At 65.8% G+C, this 24,156-nt stretch carries 20 protein-coding genes and 1 pseudogene; 13 read left to right on the forward strand and 8 right to left on the reverse strand.

Annotated features, from left to right (window positions below):
• The first annotated feature begins 4 nt into the window (after positions 1-4).
• From mmsB to XH83_RS14275, 5 genes are all read left to right on the forward strand, one after another.
• Positions 5-892 (forward strand): 3-hydroxyisobutyrate dehydrogenase, encoded by an 888-nt coding sequence (gene mmsB / locus XH83_RS14255; RefSeq protein ID WP_194407596.1) that lies wholly within the window; start codon positions 5-7, stop codon positions 890-892.
• A 128-nt stretch (positions 893-1,020) separates the two neighbouring features.
• Entirely contained in the window at positions 1,021-2,739 is a 1,719-nt protein-coding gene (locus XH83_RS14260) for an AMP-binding protein (protein WP_194407597.1), read from the forward strand.
• Positions 2,740-3,219: a MaoC family dehydratase gene (locus XH83_RS14265; protein ID WP_194407598.1), complete on the forward strand. Its 480-nt coding sequence runs from the start codon at positions 2,740-2,742 to the stop codon at positions 3,217-3,219.
• 269 nt (positions 3,220-3,488) lie between these two features.
• Positions 3,489-4,406, forward strand: coding sequence for an SDR family NAD(P)-dependent oxidoreductase (locus tag XH83_RS14270; RefSeq protein WP_194407599.1), 918 nt, complete (start codon positions 3,489-3,491; stop codon positions 4,404-4,406).
• A 133-nt stretch (positions 4,407-4,539) separates the two neighbouring features.
• Entirely contained in the window at positions 4,540-5,724 is a 1,185-nt protein-coding gene (locus tag XH83_RS14275; RefSeq protein WP_246776503.1) for a TIGR03862 family flavoprotein, read from the forward strand.
• A gap of 9 nt (positions 5,725-5,733) precedes the next feature.
• Here the strand turns inward: XH83_RS14275 and XH83_RS14280 are convergent, their stop codons facing one another.
• Entirely contained in the window at positions 5,734-6,951 is a 1,218-nt protein-coding gene (locus tag XH83_RS14280; protein ID WP_194407601.1) for an MFS transporter, read from the reverse strand.
• 92 nt (positions 6,952-7,043) lie between these two features.
• Here XH83_RS14280 and XH83_RS14285 point away from each other — a divergent pair.
• A pseudogene (locus XH83_RS14285) lies at positions 7,044-7,947 on the forward strand (LysR family transcriptional regulator).
• Here the strand turns inward: XH83_RS14285 and XH83_RS14290 are convergent.
• The 3 genes from XH83_RS14290 to XH83_RS14300 form a co-directional block, all read right to left on the reverse strand.
• On the reverse strand, positions 7,948-9,027 hold the full coding sequence (locus XH83_RS14290) for a D-TA family PLP-dependent enzyme (RefSeq protein ID WP_194407602.1): 1,080 nt from the start codon (positions 9,025-9,027) through the stop codon (positions 7,948-7,950).
• 64 nt (positions 9,028-9,091) lie between these two features.
• Complete coding sequence (locus XH83_RS14295) at positions 9,092-10,903, reverse strand: ABC-F family ATP-binding cassette domain-containing protein (protein ID WP_194407603.1); 1,812 nt, start codon at positions 10,901-10,903, stop codon at positions 9,092-9,094.
• Between the two features lie 2 nt (positions 10,904-10,905).
• Positions 10,906-11,397: a YaiI/YqxD family protein gene (locus tag XH83_RS14300; RefSeq protein WP_194407604.1), complete on the reverse strand. Its 492-nt coding sequence runs from the start codon at positions 11,395-11,397 to the stop codon at positions 10,906-10,908.
• Between the two features lie 105 nt (positions 11,398-11,502).
• Here XH83_RS14300 and XH83_RS14305 point away from each other — a divergent pair, with 105 nt between their 5' ends.
• The gene (locus tag XH83_RS14305; RefSeq protein WP_194407605.1) at positions 11,503-12,303 is read left to right on the forward strand and encodes a hypothetical protein; all 801 of its coding nucleotides are present in this window, start codon (positions 11,503-11,505) and stop codon (positions 12,301-12,303) included.
• A gap of 99 nt (positions 12,304-12,402) precedes the next feature.
• On the opposite strand, the gene XH83_RS14310 is transcribed toward XH83_RS14305, so the two are convergent.
• Complete coding sequence (locus tag XH83_RS14310; protein WP_194407606.1) at positions 12,403-14,775, reverse strand: xanthine dehydrogenase family protein molybdopterin-binding subunit; 2,373 nt, start codon at positions 14,773-14,775, stop codon at positions 12,403-12,405.
• A 211-nt stretch (positions 14,776-14,986) separates the two neighbouring features.
• On the opposite strand from XH83_RS14310, the gene XH83_RS14315 reads away from it, so the two are divergent.
• Together XH83_RS14315 and XH83_RS14320 are read left to right on the forward strand one after the other, a co-directional pair.
• Positions 14,987-16,072 (forward strand): Ppx/GppA phosphatase family protein, encoded by a 1,086-nt coding sequence (locus XH83_RS14315; RefSeq protein WP_194407607.1) that lies wholly within the window; start codon positions 14,987-14,989, stop codon positions 16,070-16,072.
• 1 nt (position 16,073) lies between these two features.
• Entirely contained in the window at positions 16,074-16,772 is a 699-nt protein-coding gene (locus XH83_RS14320) for an RlmE family RNA methyltransferase (RefSeq protein WP_194407608.1), read from the forward strand.
• Between the two features lie 62 nt (positions 16,773-16,834).
• Here the strand turns inward: XH83_RS14320 and XH83_RS14325 are convergent, their stop codons facing one another.
• Positions 16,835-18,325 carry a DHA2 family efflux MFS transporter permease subunit gene (locus tag XH83_RS14325; protein WP_194407609.1) on the reverse strand — a complete coding sequence of 497 codons (1,491 nt, stop codon included), beginning with the start codon at positions 18,323-18,325 and terminating at the stop codon, positions 16,835-16,837.
• A 476-nt stretch (positions 18,326-18,801) separates the two neighbouring features.
• Between XH83_RS14325 and guaB the strand changes: the two genes are divergently transcribed.
• The 3 genes from guaB (at position 18,802) to XH83_RS14340 (ending at position 22,024) form a co-directional block, all read left to right on the forward strand.
• The gene (gene guaB, locus XH83_RS14330) at positions 18,802-20,295 is read left to right on the forward strand and encodes an IMP dehydrogenase (RefSeq protein WP_194407610.1); all 1,494 of its coding nucleotides are present in this window, start codon (positions 18,802-18,804) and stop codon (positions 20,293-20,295) included.
• A gap of 255 nt (positions 20,296-20,550) precedes the next feature.
• Entirely contained in the window at positions 20,551-21,573 is a 1,023-nt protein-coding gene (locus XH83_RS14335; RefSeq protein ID WP_194407611.1) for an NADP-dependent oxidoreductase, read from the forward strand.
• 154 nt (positions 21,574-21,727) lie between these two features.
• Positions 21,728-22,024, forward strand: coding sequence for a hypothetical protein (locus XH83_RS14340; protein WP_194407612.1), 297 nt, complete (start codon positions 21,728-21,730; stop codon positions 22,022-22,024).
• Between the two features lie 14 nt (positions 22,025-22,038).
• Here XH83_RS14340 and XH83_RS14345 read toward each other — a convergent pair whose 3' ends face one another.
• Complete coding sequence (locus XH83_RS14345; protein ID WP_194407613.1) at positions 22,039-22,881, reverse strand: metallophosphoesterase; 843 nt, start codon at positions 22,879-22,881, stop codon at positions 22,039-22,041.
• A gap of 69 nt (positions 22,882-22,950) precedes the next feature.
• Positions 22,951-23,565, reverse strand: coding sequence for an acriflavin resistance protein (locus tag XH83_RS14350; protein WP_194407614.1), 615 nt, complete (start codon positions 23,563-23,565; stop codon positions 22,951-22,953).
• A gap of 167 nt (positions 23,566-23,732) precedes the next feature.
• On the opposite strand from XH83_RS14350, the gene XH83_RS14355 reads away from it, so the two are divergent.
• A complete protein-coding gene (locus tag XH83_RS14355; protein ID WP_194407615.1) occupies positions 23,733-24,155 on the forward strand; it encodes an MAPEG family protein in 423 nt (140 codons plus the stop codon).
• The last annotated feature ends 1 nt before the right edge of the window (position 24,156 follow it).

Consider the following 24,156-nt stretch of genomic DNA (forward strand, 5'->3'; position numbering starts at 1 on the left):
GACAATGGCCACGATCGCATTCATTGGTCTGGGCAACATGGGCGGCCCGATGGCGGCTAACCTCGTGAAGGCCGGCCACAAGGTGGTGGCGTTCGATCTCGTCGAGGCCTCGCGTGCGCAAGCCAAGGCCGACGGCGCGGGCATCGCCGACAGCGCGCCCGCCGCGGTGAAGGGCGCCGATGTGGTCGTCACCATGCTCCCCGCCGGCAAGCACGTGCTCGGCGTCTGGAACGAGGTCGTGCCCGCCATGGCCAAGGGCGCGCTGATCATCGACAGCTCCACCATCGATGTCGAGAGCGCGAGGGCCGCGCATGCGTTGGCTGCCAAGAGCGGCGTGCTGTCGGTCGATGCGCCGGTCTCCGGCGGCACCGGCGGCGCCAAGGGCGCGACGCTCACCTTCATGTGCGGAGGCGAGGACAAGGCATTCGCCGCGGCCAAGCCGGTGCTGGAAAACATGGGCAAGAAGATCGTGCATTGCGGCGGGGCCGGTGCAGGGCAGGCGGCCAAAATCTGCAACAACATGATCCTCGGCATTTCCATGATCGCGGTCAGCGAGGCCTTTGCGTTGGCTGAGAAGCTCGGGCTCTCGCATCAGGCGCTGTTCGACGTCGCATCGACTTCCTCAGGCCAGTGCTGGTCGCTGACGACCTATTGCCCGGTGCCCGGCCCGGTGCCGACCTCGCCCGCGAACAACGACTACAAGCCGGGCTTTGCCTCGGCGCTGATGGTGAAGGATCTGACGCTGGCGCAGGACGCCGCCAAGGCCGCGGGTGCCGCGACGCCGCTCGGCAAGCACGCGCAGGAGATCTATCAGTCTTTCGACGCAGCCGGCCAGGGTGGGGTGGATTTTTCCGGAATTATCAAGCACGTTCGCAGCCTCGCTGGAAAATAGCGAAGCTTCGTAGCCCGGATGGAGCGAAGCGAAATCCGGGACAATTCCCTCGACTGGCGCGACCGGCCCCGGATTGCGCTTCGCTCCATCCGGGCTACGCTCGAACGCTCATTCGACGGGCCCGGATCATGACGACATTTTTGGACGCACGCGCGTTTCTGCTGGACCACCGCACGGATTACGAGGCCGCGGTCAAAGGTTTCCGCTGGCCGGATCCGGTTCCCTTCAACTGGGCGCTCGACTGGTTCGACGCCGAGCTGGCGGCGAATGCGGAGAGCAGGGACCGCCCCGCGCTCTGGATCGTCGATGCCGCGCAGGACAAGCAGACCAAGCTGTCGTTCGCGGCGCTTTCCAAGCGCTCGAACCAGGTCGCGAACTTCCTTCGTGCGCAGGGCCTGAAACGTGGCGATCATCTTCTGTTGCTGCTCGGCAATGTGGTTCCGCTGTGGGAGACGATGCTGGCGGCGATGAAGCTCGGCGTCGTCGTAATTCCCGCAACGACGCTGCTCACCGCGGACGAGCTGCGCGATCGTCTCGATCGCGGCAAGGCGAGGGCCGTGGTGGCCGCCGAGGATCAGGTTGCGAAATTCGCAGGCCTTGGCGCGGAGAACATCGTTCGCATCATGGTCGGCGGCGCCTCCGACGGATGGCTCGCTTACGACGAAGCCGCGAAGGCCTCCGAAAGTTTTGCGGCGGACGGCCCGACCAACGCCGACGACCCGATGCTGCTCTATTTCACCTCGGGCACGACGGCAAAACCAAAGCTCGTCCGGCACAGCCAGCGCAGCTATCCCGTCGGGCATCTGTCGACCATGTACTGGATCGGGCTGAAGCCCGGTGACGTCCATCTTAACATTTCCTCGCCCGGCTGGGCCAAGCATGCCTGGAGCTGCTTCTTTGCGCCGTGGAACGCGGGCGCCACCGTGTTCGTGGTCAACCAGCCGCGCTTCGACGCGAAAGCCCTGCTCGCCACCATCGGCCGCTGCGGCGTCACCACGCTATGCGCGCCGCCGACGGTGTGGCGCTTGTTCATCCAGGAGAACCTTGCCTCGTTCAAGGTCGCGCTTCGCGAGGTCTGCGGCGCCGGCGAGCCGCTTAACCCGGAAGTGATCGACCAGGTGCGGGCGGCCTGGGGTCTCACCATCCGCGACGGATATGGCCAGACCGAAACCACTGCGCTGGCCGGCAACTCGCCGGGGCAAAAGATCAAGGTCGGCTCGATGGGCCGGCCGCTGCCGGGTTATCGCGTGCAGATCAGCGATGCCGACGGCCAGCCTGCCAGAGAAGGCGAGGTCACGCTGGTGCTCGGCGCTGACCGTCCCGCCGGCCTGATGCAGGGTTACCAGGGTGCCGATGGCCAACTGTCCGGCGCCGAGGGTGAGCTCTACCGCAGCGGCGACGTCGTGTTCGAGGACGACGAGGGCTATCTCACCTTCGTCGGCCGTTCCGACGACGTCTTTAAATCGTCGGACTATCGCATCAGCCCGTTCGAGCTCGAGAGCGTGCTGCTGGAGCACGAGCTCGTTGCGGAAGCCGCTGTCGTGCCGAGCCCGGATCCGATCCGCCTTGCCGTCCCCAAGGCGTTCGTGCTGCTGACCTCCGGCGCAGACCGAACGCCGGAGACGGCGCTCTCGATCTTCCGGCATCTGCACACGCGGCTTGCCCCGTTCAAACGCATTCGCCGCCTCGAAATCGTCACCGAGCTGCCAAAGACGATCTCTGGCAAAATCCGCCGCGTGCAGCTACGACGGCTCGAACGCGACGACGATCGCGAGGATCCCCTGCGTGGCCGGGAATTCCGCGAGGAGGATTTTCCGGAGTTGTCGAAAACACGGAGTGAGAGCTAAGTGAACCAAATCTGGAAGTCGCCGCCGATCACGCTCGAGGCCTATCAGGCCCTGGTCGGCAAGGAGATCGGCGTGTCGTCGTGGCATCTGATCGACCAGCCCCGCATCGACACCTATGCCGACGTGACCGAGGATCACCAGTTCATCCACGTCGATCCCGAGCGCGCCAAGAAGGAAACGGCGTTTGGCACCACCATCGCGCACGGCTTCCTGACGATGTCGATGTTGTCGGTAATGTCCTATGAAGTGATGCCGGCGATTGCGGGCACCACGATGGGTGTCAATTACGGTTTCGACAAGCTGCGCTTCATCTCGCCGGTGCGCTCGGGCAAGCGTATCCGCGGACGCTTCGTGCTGGCGGAAGCCAAGCTGCGCAAGCCGAACGAGCTGCAGTCCCGCACCAATGTCACGGTCGAGATCGAAGGCGAAGACAAGCCGGCGCTGGTCGCGGACTGGCTGGGGTTGATCTATTTCGCGTAGGGCGGCACGGGCTTGACCCGGCCACCTATCGCTGCTCAAAAGCTGACCCGAAGCGCGGTGTAACCCTCTCCCCCTGTGGGAGAGGGTGGCTTCGCGGAGCGAAGCCGGGTGAGGGGTATCTCTCCGCGGACTCGCCTGTAGCGACAACCCCTCATCCGGCGCCGTAGCCGACGCTACGCGTCGGCGTCCATTTTAGGTACGGCGGCCGCTTGCCGCCTATGCCACCTTCTCCCACAAGGGGAGAAGGAAGAAGAAGCAGGAACTGCATCATGGCAATCAGGTTCGACGGACGCGTCGCCATCGTCACCGGCGCGGGCAATGGTCTCGGCAAGGCGCATGCGCTTGGGCTGGCCAGCCGCGGCGCCAAGGTCGTGGTCAACGATTTCGGCGGCGCGCGCGATGGCACTGGCGGCTCGCTGTCACCGGCGGAGGCCGTGGTCGAGGAGATCCGCAAGGCCGGCGGCACCGCGATGGCCGACGGCGCCGACGTCTCGAATTTCGAGCAGGTCACCGCCATGGTCGAGCGCGCCACCAAGGAATGGGGCAGCGTCGACCTCTTGTGCGCCAATGCCGGCATCTTGCGCGACAAGTCGTTCGGCAAGATGGATGCGGCCGATTTCCAGAAAGTGCTGGACGTGCATCTCGTCGGCACCTTCTATTGCTGCAAGGCGGCCTGGGCCGGCATGCGCGACCGCAGCTACGGCCGCATCGTGCTGACGACCTCGTCCTCCGGACTCTACGGCAATTTCGGCCAGGCCAATTACGGCGCGGCGAAATCCGGCATGGTCGGCCTGATGAACGTGCTCGCCGAGGAAGGCCGCAAGAACGACATCCGCGTCAACATCATCTCGCCGACGGCGGCGACCCGCATGACCGAAGAGCTGCTGCCGCCGCAGGCGCTGCAGCTGATGAAGCCGAACGCGATCACGCCGGCGGTCGAGTATATGCTCAGCGAGGACGCGCCGACCCGCACCATCATGGGCGCTGGCGCCGGCTCGTTCGCCGTGATCAAGATCATGGAGAGCGAAGGCATCAACCTGCCGGAATCCGATTGGACCCCGGACGCGGTCGCCGCGCATTTCGGTGAGATCAGCGACATGTCGAAGGCCAAGGCGCTCACGGGCGCATTCGAGCAGACGCAGAAATATGTGGCGCAGGCCGCGGCACGGGCGGGGATCAAGCTCTGAGTTGTCCTTCCGGGTTCGCGCCAAGTGGCGCGCCCCAGAATGACGAGCTAGGCGCGAGAATCTGCCTTAAACTCCAGCCATGACCTCAACCGACTCCCGCATCGCAATCATCGGCGCCGGCCCTGCCGGCTTGATGGCGGCGGAAGTGCTGGCGCAGGGCGGCGCCCGCGTCACCGTGTACGACGCGATGCCGTCGGCGGGCCGGAAATTCCTGATGGCGGGCCGGGGCGGGCTCAATCTCACCCACAGCGAGCCACTGCCGCAGTTCATGGCGCGCTATCGCGAGGCAGCGCCGAAGCTGCAAGCCGCGATCGAGGCATTTTCGCCCGAGGCGTTGCGGGCGTGGAGCGAAGCCTTGGGCGAGCCGACCTTTGTCGGCACCAGCGGCCGGGTGTTTCCAAAAGCGTTCAAGGCCTCCCCCCTGTTGCGCGCCTGGCTGCGGAGACTTGCAGCGAGCGGCGTATCGTTTGCGTTCCGTCATCGCTGGACGGGCTGGGACGGCGAGGGGCGTCTGGTGTTTCGAGCGCCGGATGGCGAGGCGGCTGTCGTTGCCAACGCCACGGTCCTCGCGCTCGGCGGCGCGAGCTGGCCGCGGCTCGGCTCAGATGGCGGCTGGGTCGAGTTCCTCGGTGCCAAGGGCGTCGCCATCTCAAAGCTGCGGCCCGCCAATTCCGGCTTCACGGTGGCCTGGTCAGATGTGTTCCGCGATCGTTTCGAGGGACAGCCGCTCAAGGGCGTGGCGTTGACAGTCGGTGCGCATACGGTGCGCGGAGAAGCCACGATCACGCGCAGCGGTATCGAGGGCGGCGCCATCTATGCGCTGTCGGCGGAGCTGCGCGAGGCGGTGCTTGGGCTGGGGCAGGCAACGCTGATGATCGCGTTGCGGCCCGACCTCGACACGGCTGCGCTGACGACGCGACTCTCAGGCGTGCGCGGCAAGCAATCGCTGGCGAACTTTTTGCGCAAGGCGGCGCAAGTGCCGCCTGTCGGCATCGGCCTGATGCAGGAGGCCGCCATCGCCTCCGGCCGGCCGCTGGCCGCGTTCTCGCCGGCCGAGCTCGCAAAGCTGATCAACGCCATTCCAGTTCAGCTCACCGGCGTCGCCCCGATCGAGCGCGCGATCTCGACCGCGGGCGGGATCACGTTCGAAGAGCTCGACGATCACTTCATGCTGCGCAAGCTGCCAGGCGTGTTCACCGCCGGCGAGATGCTGGACTGGGAGGCGCCAACCGGCGGCTATCTGCTGCAGGCCTCGTTTGCGACCGGGGCCGCGGCGGGCAGGGGTGTATTGGGTTGGCTCAGCCAATTATCGCCGTGACCTTCCCGGTTATGACGTGCCGGTTCGGGTGATGAGGCTGGTGAGGAGTGCCAGCACGCCGAAGCTTGCCGCCACCGCGCAGACCATCGTCCAGCCGCCGTAGCTCCAGCCCAGCGATGCCGCCGCCCCGCCGACACCACCGCCAATAAAAAACAGCGCGACGAACAGGCCGTTCATGCGGCCGCGGGCTTCCGGACGCAAAAGGTTGATGGCGCGGCGGCCCAGCGTCTGGTCTGTGGTGATGCCGACGTCGAGCAGGATGGTGCCGAGGCTCAGCACGAGCAGGCCGGCGATGCGGGATTCCAGCATGCCCGCCCATGCGCAAAGTGCGAGCGAGCCGATGATGAGCAAATGTGCCGCGAAGAACATCGGACGTGCCCGGCCCTTGTCGCCCCATCGGCCGGCCATCGGTGTCGCCGCGGCGCCCGCGACGCCGATCAGCGCGAACGCCGCAATTCCCCGGGCGTCGAGGTTGAACGGTGCCTCCGGCAGCCGCAGCGCGACCGCCGACCAGAAGGCCGTGAAGGAGGCCATGACGAGGGAGGCCGTCCAGGCGCGTACGCGCAGCACGGGCTCTTCGCGCAGCAGCCGTGGAAAGGAAAGGAGCAATTCGGCGTAGCTCGCGCGTGCCGAGGGTTGAAGAGTGGGAAGGTAACGGGCGAGCGCGCCGGCAAGCAGCGCCATCAGAGCGGCCGAGACGACGTAATAAGCCCGCCAGCTCCAGAGATCAGCGATCAGGCTCGCCGCAGGCCGTGACAACAGAATACCGATCATCAATCCGCCCATGACCTCGCCGATGGCCCCGCCACGACGATCCGGCGCCACCATGGATGCGACCAACGGAACCATCATCTGGATTGCAGCGCAGGAGGCGCCGAGGATGAAAGTCGCGAGCAGTAGAAGTATCGGCGTTGGCGCGAACGCCGTCGCAAGCGCTGCAAGGATGGCGCAGCCCAGCGTCCGCAGGATGACAAGCCGGTTCTCGACAAGATCGACCAGTGGCACGAGCAGCAGCAGGCCGAGGGCATAGCCGAACAGGGTCAGCGTGCCGATCAGGCCAGCCTGCCAGGCGGGCATGAACAAAGACTGGCCGATCAGGCCGAGCAGGATCTGCGGTGCGAACAGATTGGTGACGACGACACCGGCGGTGATCGCGCCGAGCCAGATCAGGGGCCGCTCGGCAAGCTGGTTTCGAGACTCAGGCGTTGTCGTTTCGGAAGCGGTCATGGGCCCTCGCAGTCGTGGTGCGGAGACCCTTTAAGCGGCACTATCAATATGCTACAATTCAAATAAGTCTATAAAGATTATGCGAGTTTCTTATGAACACCCATGACCTCGTGGCCTTCGTCGCCGTGGTCGAGACCGGATCGATCGTCGCGGCTTCGGCGCGTCTCAATCTCACGCAGCCCGGTGTGACCCGACGTATCCAGAATCTCGAGGAGATGCTGGGGGCGCAGCTTTTGGACCGGCTCTCGAAGCCTCTGAAGCCAACGGCGGCGGGCCATGAGGCCTATGAGCAGGGCCGGCGCCTGCTCAGGATGCTGGACGATCTCAAGTCGGGTGTGGCTAACGACGGCATCGTGCGCGGCGAGTTCAGGCTCGGTCTGACGCCGTTTCTTTCAGAGGCTGGGCTGACCGGACCGCTCGATGCGGTGCGCGCCGAATTTCCGGGGCTGGCCGTGCGGGTGGTCTCCGGTTGGTCGCCGAACCAGCTCGAGCGTGTTTGCCGCAACGAGCTGGACGTGGCCGCGATTTGTCTGCCTGACGGCGCAGTGCCGCCTGCCGATCTTGTCGCCGACGATCTCGGCGCGCAGCCCGTCGTCTTCGTCGGTCGCGCGCGACATGAAGATCCCGCGCACTGTCGACCTTGAACGGCTGTCGCAGCTATCGTGGGTAATCAATCCGGACGGTTGCGGATTTCGCGACACGCTGAAGCGAAAGTTCGATGCCGAGCATCTGCCGTTCAGTATCGCCGTCGAGGCGCTGGACAGTGAGCTCCGGCTGTCGCTGGTGTCGCGCGGTCTCGGCGTCGGGCTGGTCACCCCGATTGCGCTGAAGCACAGCGCGTTTCGCGAGAAGCTCAAGCCTATTGCCGCGCGCGACTTCAAGCCTGCCGTGCGCGCATGGGTGGTACATCGTGCCCCAGCCGGTCGGCTGGAGCGGCCGATCAGACTCTTCCGTGATGGTCTGGTCCGGGAACTCCGGGCGCTGATTGAGGGCTAGCTACCGCAGCTTGCCGCGTGCTGCGACCGGCAGCGTGCCGATGATCTCATCGCCGCGCACCATCACCACCTCGTCCATCATGTTGACGACGACGCAGACGTGGTTCGGCACGATGCGGACGACGTCGCCGACGTTCGGGCGCGTGTTGCTGCGGGAGAGGTCGAGGAAGCCGTGCTCCTCGGCGAATTTTGCGATCTTGGCTTCGGGGTGCTCCAGGATCAGGCCGTGGCCGTCGAGGCCGCCGGTGTCCGTCGTCAGCGTCTTCGAGCCGGCATCGAGGATGCCGCGCTCGGGCGCGGCGCGGCTCACCACCGTCGAGTAGATGTGCAGCGCGCAGTCGTCCCACGTGGCAGAGCCGGCCGCGACCTGCATGCGGTCGTTGTAGATGTAGGTGCCGAAGCGATGCTCGGTGCCGCCCTTGAGCTTGCCGATGTTGACGAGGTTCGGCGTGCCTCCGGTCGAGACGATCTTCGCGTCCAGCCCGTGCGCGCGCACGCCGGCCAGCGCCTCGTCGTAGAATTTCTGCGCGTCGGCCCAGCCGGTCTCGGTCGGATAGAGCATGAAGCCCGCGAACTCGAGACCCTTCGATCCCGCGATCTCGCGCGCCAGCGCAATCGCCTCCGCTGGCGTCTCGACGCCCGCGCGCTTGCGACCGGTATCGCACTCGACCACGACAGAGAGCGGGCGGCCCGACGCCGCGGCGGCCTTGGGCAGGCCGGCGACGACGGTCGAATTGTCGGCGGCGACCGTCATGTTGGTCTTGGCGTTCAGCGCGCCGAGACGCGCCATCTTTTCCTCGCCGAGAAGATTGTAGCTGATCAGGATATCGTCGATGCCGGCATTGGCCATGATCTCGGCCTCGCCGATCTTCTGGCAGGTGATGCCCTTGGCGCCGGCCGCGACCTGCATCTTCGCAATGGTCGGGTTCTTGTGCGTCTTGATGTGCGGCCGGTTGGCGATTCCGGCCTCGTCGCAGGCCTTTTGAATGCGCGCGATGTTGCGCTCGACCCTGTCCATGTCGATGACGGCACAGGGCGTGCCGTATTCGCGGGCGATCTTGGCGGCGAGGGGAGTTGTCATGGGAGTCTCTTGGTTGGCGTGCATTCTGATCGCAAAACCGGTGCCCGCTTTTGCGGAATGCGCGCTATGCCTGTTCGATCTCTTCGCGGAGCATTTCAAGTTCGAGCCAGCGCTCCTCGGCGGCGGATAATTCTTCATGTGCCTTGGCGATCGCAGCTGATGTGTCGTCGAATTTCTTGCGATCCTTGGCGTAGAGGTTGGGATCGTCAAGCACGCGCTGCAGTTTTGCAATATCGGCTTGCAGCGCCTCCATCTTCTTCGGCAGCGTCTCCAGCGCATGCTTGTCGTTGAAGCTCAGCTTGCGCTTCGGCGCGGAGGCGGGGGCAGCAGAGCGCCCCTCTTTCTTCTCGGCAGCCGGAGTTGCTTTGGCCGTCTCGCGCTTCAGATCCGCGCCGCGCTGGGTCAGCATGTCGCTGTAGCCGCCGGCATATTCGGTCCACTTGCCGTTACCCTCCGGCGCGATCACGGAGGTGACGACGCGGTCGAGGAAGTCGCGGTCGTGGCTGATCAGGATGACCGTGCCGTCGTAGTCGCCGAGCATCTCCTCGAGCACGTCGAGCGTTTCGAGATCGAGATCGTTGGTCGGCTCGTCCAGCACCAGGAGGTTCGAGGGTTTTGCGAGGGCGCGCGCCAGCATCAGCCGGCCGCGCTCACCACCGGAGAGCACCTCCACCGGCGTGCCACGCTGCTCCTGCGCAAACAGGAAGTCCTTCATGTAGCCGACGACGTGCTTCGGCTTGCCGCCGACCATGATCTGGTCACCGCGGCCGCCGGTCAGGGCCTCCGCGAGCGTCGACTTGGGATCGAGGCTTTCGCGGTGCTGGTCGAGCGTGGCCGTCTCCAGATTGGCGCCAAGCCGCACGGTGCCGGAATCAGGCTCCATGCCGCCGGTCAGAAGGTTGACCAGGGTGGTCTTGCCGGCGCCGTTCGGGCCGATGATGCCGAGGCGGTCGCCGCGCTGGATGCGGATCGAAAAATTATCGACGATCTTGCGCTCGCCGTAGGCCTTGGTGACGCCCTTGGCCTCGATCACCAGCTTGCCCGACTGCTCGGCTTCGGAAGCCGCGAGGCTGGCGGTGCCGGCCGTGCCGCGATAGTTGCGGCGCTGGTCGCGCAACGTGTGCAGATTGGCGAGGCGCTTGACGTTGCGCTTGCGCCGGCCGGAGACACCGTGGCGCAGCCAGTGCTCTTCGTCGACGATCTTGCGGTCGAGCTTGTGCTGGTCGCGCTCTTCTTCCGCGAGCACCTCGTCGCGCCAGGCCTCGAAGGAGGCAAAGCCGCGGTCGATCTGCTTGATCCTGCCGCGATCGAGCCAGGCGGTCGAGCGCGACAGATTGGTGAGGAAGCGGCGGTCGTGGCTGATGATGACGAGCGCGCTGCGCCTGGAGTCGAGCTCCTGTTCCAGCCATTCGATGGTGGCGAGATCGAGATGGTTGGTCGGCTCGTCCAGCAGCAAAATGTCGGGCGAGGGCGCCAGCACATAGGCCAGCGCCGCGCGGCGCGCCTCGCCGCCGGAGAGATTGTGCGGATTCTCACCGCCGGTGAGCCCGAGCTGCTCGAGGAGATAGCGCGCCTGATGCTGGTCGTCACCGGGCGCGAGGCCGGACTCGACATAGGCGAGCGTGGTCTTGTGCTCACCGAAATCGGGCTCCTGCGGCAGATAGCGCACGGTGGCGCCGGGCTGCACGAAGCGCGTGCCGCCGTCGGGCTCGACGATGCCGGCCGCGATCTTCAGCAGCGTGGACTTGCCGGAGCCGTTGCGGCCGATCAGGCAGACGCGTTCGGATGGTGCGACATTGAGCTCGACGCCCGACAGCAGCGGCGTGCCGCCAAAGGTCAGCTTGATGTCTTTGAGTTGGATCAGGGGGGGCGCCATGGTCAGCTCTGGCTGGTTGCGGCTGTATCCGCGCGGCGGCGCTGAATGCGGCGCAGCGTCTGGTCGAGCGCCGAGAGGAAGGTGGAGCGGTCGCGCGGGGAGAACGATCGCGGGCCGCCGGTGACTTCGCCGGCCGAGCGCAGATCCGTCATCAGATTGCGCACCGCCAGCGTCATGCCGATCGATTCCTCGGTGAACGGTTTTCCGTTCGGCGCGATCACATCGGCGCCCGCCTTCACGCAGCGGCTGGCCAGTGGGATGTCGGAGGTCACGACGACATCGCCGGGCCGGGCGCGCTCTGCGATCCAGTCGTCGGCCGCGTCCATGCCGCTGCCCGCGGCGATGCGCTCGATCAACGGGTCCTGCGGCACGCGGATGAAATTGCCGGCGACGACGCTGACGGGCACGCCGTGCCGGAGCGCCACGCGGTAGATCTCGTCCTTCACCGGACAGGCGTCGGCGTCGACATAGATGCGGGTGGGGATGTCGGTCATTCGCCGCGTGGTACCGCATTCAGGGCCCAAAGGCGAGGGGATTGACCGCTGTTCCCGGGGGCCTACGATCGGCCCGAAACAACAAGAATATCGGGAACGCCAGCCATGCCGAACCGGCTCGAAACCTACCGCGTCGAGGCCTACAACACCGCCAAACAATCCGAAAACAAGATGCACGATGACAATGTGGCGCGCCGCTTCGGCTTTGAAGGCGGGCTGGTCCCTGGCGTCGACGTCTTCGCCTACATGATGCACGTGCCGATCGCGCGCTGGGGGCGCGACTTCCTGAGCCGTGGCCTGGTCGAGGCCCGCTTCATCAAGCCGGTCTATGACGGTGAGACCGCCGATGTCGATGCGACCGAGCACAACGGCCTCTTGACCATCGAGGTGTTCAGCCGCACCACACTGTGCGCCACGGGCACGGCCTCGTTGCCGGCGGCCGCGCCGGCGGTGTCGCTCAGCGACTATCTCGCGGTGCCCGTGGTGGACGAGCGCAAGCCGGTCAGTCCCGCGACGTTCGAGGCGGGCAAATGGCTGGGCACGGCGCCGCGCCGCTGGGCCGGGCAGGATGCGGCGGACTATCTCACTGATGTCAGGGAGAAGGACCCGATCTTCGCGCGCGAGGGGCTCGGCCATCCCGGCCTGATCCAGCGCGTCATGAACCGCGTGCTGGTGGACAACACGATCCTGGGTCCGTGGATCCATGTCGGCAGCCGCATGCAATTGCTGTCCGCCGCGCGCGCCGGCGACGAGATCACCGCGCGGGCAAAGGTTACCGCGAATTACGAGAAGAAAGGCCACCGCTTCGTCGAGCTCGACGCGCTGGTCGTCGGCAACGGCACGACGCCATTGGCGCATTGCCAGCACACCGCGATCTACCAGCCGCGGGAGCAGGCGGCGGCGTAATATTCTAGACCGTCATTCCGGGGCGGTCGCAGGACCGACCCCGGAATCTCGAGGTTCTGGGTTCGATGCTTCGCATCGCCCCGGAAATGACAAACAGCCCTACGCCGCCTTGCTCTTCGCGTCCTGGATCGCGCGCCAGACACGCTCCGGCGTCAGCGGCATGTCGATGTGCTTGACGCCGTAATCCGAGAGCGCATCGAGCACGGCGTTGACCACCGTCGACAGGCTGCCCGCGCAGCCGGCCTCGCCGCAGCCCTTGCTGCCGAGCGGATTGGTGGTGGCGGGCACCGGGTGATCGCCGACCGTCATGTTGGGGACGTCCTCGGCGCGCGGCAAAGCGTAGTCCATCAGCGAGCCCGTGATCGGCTGACCGCTCTCGTCATAGCGGATGTGCTCCATCAGCGCCTGGCCGATGCCCTGGACCACGCCGCCATGGAGCTGGCCTGCGACCAGCAGCGGGTTGATCACGGTGCCGAAATCGTTGACCGCGCTGTAGCGCACGATCTGCACCACGCCCGTTTCCGGATCGATCTCGACCTCGGCGACGTGACAGCCGTTGGGGAAGGCCGAGGCGATCGGTTCACTGGTGTGATCGACGTCGAGTGAATCAGGCACGCCCTCCGGCATCTTGCCGTCATGCAGGCGCTTGGCGAGCTCCATGATGTCGATGCTGCGATCGGTGCCGGCGATCGTGAAGTTGCCGCCTTCGAATTCGATGTCGGCTTCGGATGCTTCGAGCATGTGTGCGGCTGCGCGCTTGCCTTTCTCGATGACGAGCTTGGCTGCCCCCACGATGGCCTGGCCGCTCGCCGTGATCGAGCGAGAGCCGCCGGTGCCGTTGCCGGTGTGGACGATGTCGCTGTCGCCCTGCACCAGCTTGATGCTCTCGAAGGGCACCCCGAGCTGCGCGCTCAGCACCTGCGCGAACGGCGTGGCATGGCCCTGGCCGTAGTCGAGCGTGCCGGTGATCAGCTGCACGCTGCCGTCAGGCTCGAACACGATCTTGCCGAGCTCGGGGCTCGGCGGCGCGGTGACCTCGAGATAGGAGCCGACGGCGATGCCGCGCAGCTTGCCGGCTTTCTTGCTCTCCTTCTTGCGCTTGGCGAAATTCTCGTGGTCGGAGATTTCCAGCGCCTTGTTGAAGACGGCCTGGAAGTCGCCGCTGTCATAGGTGACGCCGGACGAGGCCGCGAACGGGATCTGGTTCGGCTTGATGAAGTTGCGCTTGCGCAGCGTCAGCCGATTGATGCCCATCTCGTCGGCGGCGCGGTCGATCAGCCGCTCCATGTAATAGTTCGCCTCCGGCCGACCGGCGCCGCGATAGGCGCCCATCAGCGTGGTGTTGGTCAGCACCACCTTGATGTCGACGGCCATCAGCGGCGTGCGGTAGACGCTGGAAAAATTCTTGCCGGTGTTGAGCGAGAGCGGTCCGGGCGCGACACCGGTGATATAGGCGCCGAGATTGCCGTAACCGGACAGCCTGGCTGCGAGGAAATGCCCTTCGGCGTCGAGCGCGAGCTCGGCATGGATCTTTTGCGCGCGGCCGTGGCTGTCCGAGAGGAAGGCGGTCGAGCGTTCGTCGAGCCATTTCACCGGGCGGCCCAGTGCCTTCGCCGCATACAGGATGCACATGTATTCGGGGTAGTTGATGTTCTTCATGCCGAAGGAGCCGCCGACATTGGCGGTGAGGATGCGCACCTTCTCGTTCGGCACTTTCAGGTTCTTGGCGAGATTGGCCCGGTTGCCCGCGACGCCCTGCGTCGGCACCTGCAGCGTGTAGCGCTCGGTCTTCTTGTCGTAGGAGGCTAGTCCAACGCGCGGCTCCATCGAGACCACGGCGACACGGGTGTTCTCGATGTCGATCCTGGTGACATGGGCCGCGCTGGCGAAGGCCGCGTTGACCTTGTCCACGTCGCCATAGTGGTAGTCGAGCGCGACATTGTTCGGGATGTGCTCATAGAGCTGCGGCGCGCCGGGCTTGGCAGCTTCCTCGGGGTCCGTCACGGCCGGGAGCGGCGCGACGTCGAGCTCGACGGCCTCGGCGGCATCGCGGGCCTGCGCCAGCGTCTCCGCCACCACGAAGGCGACGGGATCGCCGACGAAGCGGACCTTTTCGGTCGCCAGCGGCTGGCGGTTGGTCTGGAGCAAGGGCGAGCCGTCGCGGCTCTTCAGCGGCAGGCCGCAGGTGAACGGGCCGTAACCGGCGGCATCGAGGTCCTTGCCGGTCCACACGCCGAGCACGCCCGGCATCGCCTTGGCGGCATCAATGCCGATGCCACGAATGGTGCCATGGGCATGGGTGGAACGGACGACCACGGCATGGGCCTGGCCGGGCAGGTTGAAATCGTCGGTGTAGCGGCCCTTGCCGCGCACCAGCGTGTCGTCCTCCTTGCGGCGGACGGGCTGCCCGACGCCATATTTTTGCAGTGCAATAGCGTTTTCGAGCGTGGACGATTTGGTGTGTTCTTGCATGGAATTGACCTGAAAAGCCGGCAATTGCGCGTTTGGGAGGGCGCCTGGGGGACCGGACCCTTCGAAAATAGCCCACGGCTCAGTTCACGACAACGCACGAATGGGCATGGTCCCATGTGATGCGATGTTGCGCAGGCCTGCCGCGCTGCTAATGTTTCAGGCGAAAAAGCAATTCCTGACCGGCCCGACCGGCCTCGGAAAGACAGTTTGTATGAATGACCACACGCGGCTCCGCGACGGCCATGTCAGCCAACATGGGCCGCACGGTGAGCTGGAGGGGTCGATGGCGGCGGTGGCGTTGGCCACCGATCCGGCCGTCGGCGCGCAGGCGCCGGGAACCGGCGTCTATGCGGCGCTGGACCTCGGCACCAACAATTGCAGGCTGCTGATCGCCTGTCCGACCCAGGACGGCTTTCGTGTCGTCGATTCCTTCTCGCGCATCATCCGGCTCGGGGAGGGCGTCTCGGCGACCGGTTGCATCAGCGATGCCGCGATCGAGCGCGCCATCGCCGCGCTTAGCGTCTGCCGCGACAAGATCAATTTGCGGAAGGCGCGCCGGTTGCGGCTGATCGCAACCGAGGCCTGCCGCGCAGCCTCGAACGCGGAGGGGTTCCGCAGCCGGGTCGCGGCCGAGACCGGCATCGAGCTGGAGGTGATCGACCGCGAGACCGAGGCTTCGCTCGCGGTGCTCGGCTGCTCGCCGCTGGTCGACCCGAGGGGGCGGGGCGCAATCCTGTTCGACATCGGCGGCGGCTCGACTGAGCTGGTGCGGATCGAGCGCGACGCGGACAATCCGGAGCCGCGCATCAAGGCCTGGATGTCGATCCCTTATGGCGTCGTCACGCTCGCCGAGCAGTTCGGCGGACGCGACGTGACGCCGGAGATCTACGCCGCGATGGAGCAGGAGGTCGCGAACCACGTCACCCCGTTCGCAGAAGAACATGGCGGCGATCTCGCCGACATGCACCTGCTCGGCACGTCGGGCACCGTGACGACGCTCGCCGGCATCCATCTCAACCTCGCGCGCTACGATCGCCGCCGCATCGACAGCATCTGGATGAACGATTCCGACATCACCGCGACCATCAACAAGCTGCTCGGCATGAGTTACGAGGAGCGCGCGGCCAACAATTGCATCAGCGTCGAGCGCGCCGATCTCGTTCTCGCCGGCTGCGCCATCCTCGATGCGATCCGCCGCGCCTTTCCGCTGCCGCGCCTGCGCGTCGCCGACCGGGGCCTGCGCGAGGGCATGCTGGTCGAGATGATGCGCGAGGACGGCGCGCTCAGGAGCTGGTGAGATGGCCAAGGACACCACCGGCCGCTTGCACGTCCAAGTCAAGACCAAGGTCAAGACCGGCGGCAAGCGCAAATTGTCGTCGAAGCTGTGGCTGGAGCGGCAGCTCAACGACCCCTATGTCGTCAAGGCCAAGGCGGCGGGCTATCGCTCGCGCGCGGCGTTCAAGCTGCTCGAGATCGACGACAAGTTTCGGTTTCTGAAGCCCGGCATGGCCGTGGTCGACCTCGGTGCCGCGCCCGGCGGCTGGAGCCAGATCGCCGCCAAGCGCGTCGGATCGACGGAGGGCAAGGGCAAGGTCGTCGCGATCGATCTCCTGGAGATGCCGGAGATTCCCGGCGTCGACTTCGCGCAGCTGGATTTCATGGACAACGATGCGCCCGAGAAGCTCACCGCGATGCTGGGCGGTGGCGCCGATGTCGTGATGTCCGACATGGCCGCCAACACCACCGGCCACCGCAAGACCGACCAGCTCCGCATCGTCGGCCTGGTCGAGACCGCGGCCGCCTTTGCCTGCGACGTGCTCAAGCCCGGCGGCACCTTCCTGGCCAAGACGTTCCAGAGCGGCGCCGACGCCGACCTGCTCGCCCAGCTCAAGCGCGACTTCGCCGCCGTGCGCCACGTCAAGCCGGCGGCGAGCCGACAGGATTCTTCGGAACGCTACGTGCTGGCGACAGGGTTTCGCGGCGAGGGAACAGCGTAGCCGCAAACTCCGTCATTCCGGTTTCGATGCTTCGCATCGCCCCGAAATGACCGAGGAGGTCGTCACCCCAGCCGCTGATCCCGCACGTCCTGCGTATCCTCGCTCGCCGCCTTGACCGCCGCCTTTTCTATGCCTTTGCCGGCGCCCTTGCGGCTCGCGATCTCAACGGCCTTGCGGCCTGAGATCTCGTGGCCGGCATCAGCCGGCATCTGCCAGAAGAACCAGCTCGACGCCGCCGAGGTCAGCGCGATCACGACGAAGGCCGGCGCGAACACGGTGGCATCGATCTCGCTGACATGGTTGAACCACATGGTGGTCTCGACGCACGCCGCGCCGACGGCGACGCCAGTCGAGACCGCGAGTTGCTGGTTGACGCTGACGAGCGTGGTGGCGCGGCTCATCTGCGCGGTCTCGACGTCGGCATAGGCGACCGTGTTGATCGCGGTGAACTCCAGCGAGCGGAAGAAGCCGCCGACCACCAGGATCACCATGATGATGAGCAGCGGCGTCGTCACCGTGAACAGCGCGCACACCGCGAGGAAGAACGCGCTGACGATCGCGTTCACCGTCATCAAATTGCGGAAGCCGAAGGTGCGGATCAGGCGTGCCGCCAGGGTCTTCATGCCCATGGCCCCGAGCGAGGAGGCGAAGGTGACGAGACCCGAATGGAACGGTGACAGCCCGAAACCGATCTGCATCAGGAGCGGCAGCAGGAATGGCAGCGCGCCGATGCCGAGCCGGAACAGGAAGCCGCCGAGCACGGCCGCGCGCAGGGTCGGCAGCTTCAGCAGCGAGAAATCGAGCACCGGCGAGCCCGTGCGCCGGGCGTGCAGGACATACAGCGTCATCGAGATCGCACCGCCTACGACCAGCGCGGCCACCGTGCTCCATGGCAAGAGGTTCAGTCCGGCAACCGAGAGCCCGAACGCGATGCCGGCAAGCCCGATGCCGGCGAGTACCATGCCGTAGAGATCGAACGGCTCCCGGGTCTCGCTCTTGATGGGATCGATGAAGCGCAGCGCCATGAAGATGCCGAGCAGCCCGATCGGGATGTTGATCAGGAAGATCCAGTGCCAGGACGCATAGGTCGTGATGAAGCCGCCGAGCGGCGGTCCGATCACGGGGCCGATCAGGGCCGGCACCGTCACCCATGCCATGGCGTTGACCAATGCGCTCTTGTCGACCGAGCGCAGCAGCACGAGGCGCCCGACCGGCGTCATCATCGCCCCGCCCATGCCTTGCAGGATGCGGGCGAACACGAAATCGGTGACCGAGGAGGAGAGCGCGCAGCCGACCGAGCCCACCATGAACACGCCGACCGCAATCGCGAACACCATCCGTGCGCCAAACCGGTCGGCGGTCCAGCCGCTCGCGGGGATGAACACCGCGAGCGACAGCAGATAGGAGGTGATCGCGAGCTTCAGCGTCAGCGGGCTGGTACCGATGTCGGCCGCAATCGCCGGCAGCGAGGTGGCGATCACCGTCGAGTCCATGTTTTCCATGAAGAGCGCGGTGGCCACGATCAGCGGAATGATGCGTTGCTTGTCGACCATGACGGATTGGTAAGGGAAATCGGAAGGAAGGTGTGCTTGCGGCTTATCACCGCCGCCGGCCTGCGACCATTGCGGATCGACGCATGGCACCTAAATCCTGCGTGACGACGGGATGACCCTCCGTGTCCGTCATTCCGGGGCGCGCCACTTGGCGCGAGCCCGGAATCCATTGGGCCGCGGGACCTCTGTGGAATGGATGCCCAGGTGCGCAATTGCGCACCATAGTTCGCGACTTTGTCGCGTCCCGGAATGACAGCGGGTAGGCGGGGACATGGGCTATCCCCACCGAATTTGCGTAAAAAGCCTGTGCATGGCTGGTCGGCGGTCCGATTTGCTTTGATTCGTCACGCGGCCGTGCTATCGACCCGCGTCAACCCCACCGATGGGCTCCGATTCTCCCGGCCAACCGCAAGGTACGCCGAGGGCGGCGCTCATCCATTAGCATTTGCGGCACGGCCGCAGGAAGGAGTTGGCAAATGGCCACGGTGCAACTTCAGGGCATCCGCGAAGCCTTTACGTTCGACGACGTGCTGCTGAAGCCGGGCCTGTCGGACGTCATGCCGGGCGAGGTCGACATCCGCTCCCGCGTCACCCGCGCCATTCCGCTCAACATCCCGATCATGGCCTCGGCCATGGACACCGTCACCGAGGCGCGCATGGCGATCGCGATGGCGCAGGCCGGCGGGCTCGGCGTCATTCACCGCAATTTCGATCCCGAGGGGCAGGCCGCGCAGGTGCGGCAGGTCAAGCGCTTCGAGTCGGGCATGGTGGTGAACCCGCTCACCATCAGCCCCGAGGCCTCGCTCGACGACGCGCTCAAGCTGATGAGCGATCACGGCATCTCCGGCATTCCCGTCGTCACCGGCGCGGGCAAGAACACGCCGGGCAAGCTGGTCGGCATCCTCACCAATCGCGACGTCCGCTTTGCCACCGACCGCCGGCAAAAAGTCTCCGAGCTGATGACGCATGAAGGCCTCGTCACGGTGCGCGAGAATGTCAGCCAGGACGAAGCGCGGCGGATGCTGCACCAGCATCGCATCGAGAAGCTGCTGGTGGTCGACGAGCAATATCGCTGCGTCGGCCTGATCACCGTGAAGGACATGGAGAAGGCGGTCGCCCATCCGCTCGCCTGCAAGGATGCGCAGGGGCGCCTGCGCGTCGCCGCCGCCACCACCGTCGGTGACACCGGCTTCGAGCGCACTGAGCGGTTGATCGATGCCGGCGTCGATCTCGTCGTCGTCGACACCGCGCACGGCCATTCCCGCCACGTGCTGCATGCGGTGAACCGCATCAAGCGTCTGTCCAATTCGGTGCAGGTCGTCGCCGGCAACGTCGCCACCACGGAAGGCACGCAGGCCCTGATCGATGCGGGCGCAGATTGCATCAAGGTCGGCATCGGCCCAGGCTCGATCTGCACCACGCGCATCGTCGCCGGCGTCGGCGTTCCCCAGCTCACCGCGATCATGGATGCGGTGGAAGCCGCGAAGAAGGCCGACATCCCCGTCATCGCCGACGGCGGCATCAAGTTCTCCGGCGACCTCGCCAAAGCGCTCGCCGCCGGCGCCGACATTGCCATGGTCGGCTCGCTGCTCGCCGGCACTGACGAGACCCCCGGCGAAGTGTTCTTGTGGCAGGGCCGGTCCTACAAGGCCTATCGCGGTATGGGCTCTGTTGGCGCGATGGCGCGCGGCTCGGCTGATCGCTACTTCCAGCAGGACATCAAGGACACGCTCAAGCTCGTGCCCGAGGGCATCGAGGGCCAGGTGCCCTACAAGGGTCCGGTCGGCAATGTCATGCACCAGCTCGCCGGCGGCTTGCGCGCCGCGATGGGCTATGTCGGTGCACGCGACATGAAGGAGCTGCACGACAAGGCGCAGTTCGTCCGCATCACCGGCGCGGGCCTGCGCGAGAGCCACGTCCATGACGTCACCATCACGCGCGAGAGCCCGAACTATCCGGGCGCGGGTTAGTTACTTCGCTCTCGTGCCCGGGACGCAGCGCAGCGCTTCTTCAGTGGTGCGCTGCAGAGCCGGGGCCCATGTCTTCTGCATTCTGCCGTGTCGCCTTCTGGGGGCCCGGCTCTGCGCAGCAACGCTGCGGGTTGCAGCGCGTCCGGGACACGAGAGATGTGCGTGCCTCTGCGTCTTATCGCTCCACTCCTTTTGTATTGACGCAGCTAACTCCCTCCGCTTCCGTCCACGTCGAAAGACAATCAGGAGGAAGCCATGTCCCAAGCCAAACGCATCGTTCTTGCCGCGCGCCCCGTCGGCGAGCCCAAGCCGTCTGATTTCCGCTTGGAGGAATTCGCGGTGCCGACGCCGGGCGCAGGCGAAGTTCTGCTGCGCACGATCTGGCTGTCGCTCGATCCCTATATGCGCGGGCGCATGAGCGAGGGGCCGTCCTATGCCGCGCCGGTGCCGGTCGGCGGCGTGATGGAAGGCGAGGCGGTGAGCGAGGTTGCGGCCTCCAACAATCCTGATTTCGCGGTTGGCGACATCGTGCGCATTCGTTCCGGCTGGCAGACCCATGCGATCTCGAACGGCAAGGGCCTGATCAAGGTCGATCCCAAGCTCGGACCGATCTCGACGTCGATCGGCGTGCTCGGCATGCCCGGCATGACCGCGTATACGGGGCTGCTCGACATCGGCAAGCCGCAAGCTGGCGAGACCGTCGTCGTTGCCGGCGCCTCCGGTGCGGTCGGCTCGGCGGTCGGCCAGATCGCCAAGATCAAGGGCGCACGCGCGGTCGGCATCGCCGGCGGCAAGGACAAGTGCGACTACGTCGTGAGGGAGCTCGGCTTCGATGCCTGCATCGATCACCGCGACCCTGATCTCGCCGCGAAGCTGAAGGACGCCTGCCCGAAAGGCATCGACGTCTATTTCGAGAATGTCGGCGGCGCCGTGTTCGAGGCGGTCTTCCCGTTGCTCAACCCGTTTGCCCGCGTGCCGGTCTGCGGCCTGATCGCGCACTACAACGACACCGAGGCAAAGCCTCCGAAATGGGCCGCCAGCATGATGCGCGCGACGCTGACCAAGCGGCTGACCTTCCGCGGCTTCATCGTCTCCGACTTCGCCGCGCGGCACGGCGATTTCCTGCGCGACATGTCTTCCTGGGTTCGTGACGGCAAGGTCAAGTACAAGGAGTTCGTCACCGAGGGCCTGGAAAGCGCACCCGGCGCCTTCATGGGGCTGCTGAAGGGCGCCAATTTCGGCAAGCAACTGGTCCGGGTCGGGCCGGACAAGGCCTGACCTGCCGCTCCCGCCTCCGAAGGCGGGGGCGAACATGGTTAACAAAGAGTGACCGATCGGCCACACCTGTTCCGCAAAAGCCGCAGGTGTGACCGCCGGTTCATTGACCCCACGACGAAGACGTTGAATCATCGCGCATATTTTGGGTGTTGCGATGTTAGAGATCAGTGTTTTCTGCGTTATCCTGCTGGCGGCCGGCTATTGGACGACCATGTTCGTCATGGGCCGCCGCGACGACGTCATCCATGGCAAGTTCGTCCATGTCGACGAGGAGGGCGATTTGGTCCGTCCCGCGATGCCGGCGCCGCCGCCATTCCCGAAGCGCCCGGTCAAGGCCGCGCAGCCTGTCAGGTCGCCATCCGCCAATGATCTCGCGGCCAAGCCGGTGAACAGCGAAGCGCTGCAATCGCTGCTCGCCGCGATCCAGCAGGATCTCAAGAGCGTCGCCTGAGCCGATGGCAGGCCTTAATGCTCGCCGCCCATCTGGGCGAGCAGCTCCTCGATGTCGACATCGACCTGGCCGGCGGCCCTGACGTGGCGGACCTCGAAACTGTCGGGTCGGAAGCGATACTCGACCAGGCCGACCTCCTTGAGCGCGATCCGGTCCTGCCGCGCATCGTTGATGACGAAGCCGGCCGACGGCGCCCAGACATGGCGGGTGTGGTGCCAAGTGAAATCGCGCCGCTGGTGCACGTGGCCGCTGGCGATGAGGCGCAGGTCGACATGCGCGAACATCTCGATCAATCGGGCCCGCGCCGGCTGCGGCACGTAGCGGATCGAGGTCTCCGGCGTCTCCGGATCGTCGGGCCGGTTGAGAAACAGCGGCTTGTGCAGGAACAGTGCGACCGGCTTGCGGTTCGTCTGCGCGATCTCGGATGCCAGCCAGTCAAACTGCTCGGCCTCGAAGGCGAGCCCTGAAGTCATCACCAGCGAATTGAGGCCGATGAAGCGCCAGCCTCCAGCCTCGAATGCCCAATGGTCTTCGCCGATGATGTCGCAGAACTGCAGGCGGTGTGCTTCGCTGACCGGCGGCTTCGGCGCCGGCCCGATCGCGGTCGGATTATCGCCGATGTCGTGATTGCCGGGGAGATAGCGGCACGGGACGGGCAGGGCGTCGTGGAGGCCTTTTGCGAAGACCACATCGTCGCGGCCGGTCGGTCCGTCGAAGGAGACGTCGCCGGTGTTGACGACGAGATCGGGCCGATCAGCGTCGATGTGCTCGCAAACGCGATGGAAGTTGGCGACGAGGCCGGGGAAGCGCCGGCCGAGATGGGTGTCGGAGATCTGGGTCAGGCGAAATTCGGACATGCGATCAACTTACCCGCCCTCGCGCGTCGGAACGATGACGGCGCAGGCCCGGATCGCAACGAACAAAGTTTAAAGCACGCGGTAGCGGATCGTGTAGCCGTCCTGGGGTGCGATGGCTCCTGCCAGCGGCGAGGCGATGTGGTCGGCGAGATGCCAGGGGCCGAACTCGCCGGTGCGATGCGGCTCGGCGGGCAGGCGGAGGCGGAACTCGAACGTGCCCTTGCCCGGCAGGCTGACGACGAGCATGCGGTCCGCGGTGCGGTGGTTGAGCGCAACCGCGCCGCGCAGCAGCGCGCGGCCGTCATCGAGATCGCGCACGCCATCGACCAGCGCCAGCGTCTGGTTGCGGTCGGTGTGCAGCTCGATCTGGCTGTCGGTCGCCGCGGTCAGCATCTCCCGGGGCATGCGGATCTCGAACTCGACGGCGGGCTTGGAGGGATTGAGGCCGAGATAGGCAAGCGCGGCATGGCGCATGTCGTAGGCGGCAAAGGCGAACAAGGCGATCGCCGCGAGCCCGGCCAAGCCATGCCTGACGACGTCGCGCCAGCTCCGGTAGCTCAGGCGGAAGCACACCGTCATTGCAAGCGCGACCGCGAGCGCCATGGCGATACCCGACAGCGCCGACATCAGGATGCCGAGCTGTCCATCGGCGGATTCGGTCCATAGGCTGGACAGGGTGGTCATGGCGCCATCTCGCCTCTATTTCGCTTGGCCCCGACCAGGGCCGAAATCGCTTTAACGATCGGTGGTTGGTCGCAAGAGCGGGAACGCCGGTTCAACTCGCTGATTGTCAGCGTCAGAAGTCGCCGCTAATGACGGGCGGCGACGTTTCGCCTTGCGGGAAAGTTCCGATGTCCGTTCAAATGGTCTTGCTGCCGGTCTTCGTCCAGATCGGGCTCACCTTCGCCTTGCTGATCGGCATGGTTTTCGCGCGCCGCAAGACGCTGGTCTCGGGCGAGACCAAGATCCGCGACGTTGCGCTCGGCGAGCCGAACTGGCCGAAGGGCGCCACCCAGATCGCCAATTGCTACCGCAACCAGTTCGAGCTGCCGGTACTGTTCTACGTTCTGATCGCGCTGGCCTTGCCCTTGCGCCGCGCCGATCTCTTCATCGTGCTGATGTCCTGGGTGTTCGTGGTGACGCGCTTTGCCCATGCCGGGGTCTTCGTCTCCTCGAACGATCTCGGCCGGCGCTCCACGGTCTGGATCGCCGGCGTGCTGGTGCTGCTCGCCATGTGGATCTACTTCGCGCTGAAGCTCTTGTTGCTGATCTAGG

The sequence above is a fragment of the Bradyrhizobium sp. CCBAU 53351 genome, assembly GCF_015291745.1.
In the GTDB taxonomy this organism is placed as follows: domain Bacteria; phylum Pseudomonadota; class Alphaproteobacteria; order Rhizobiales; family Xanthobacteraceae; genus Bradyrhizobium.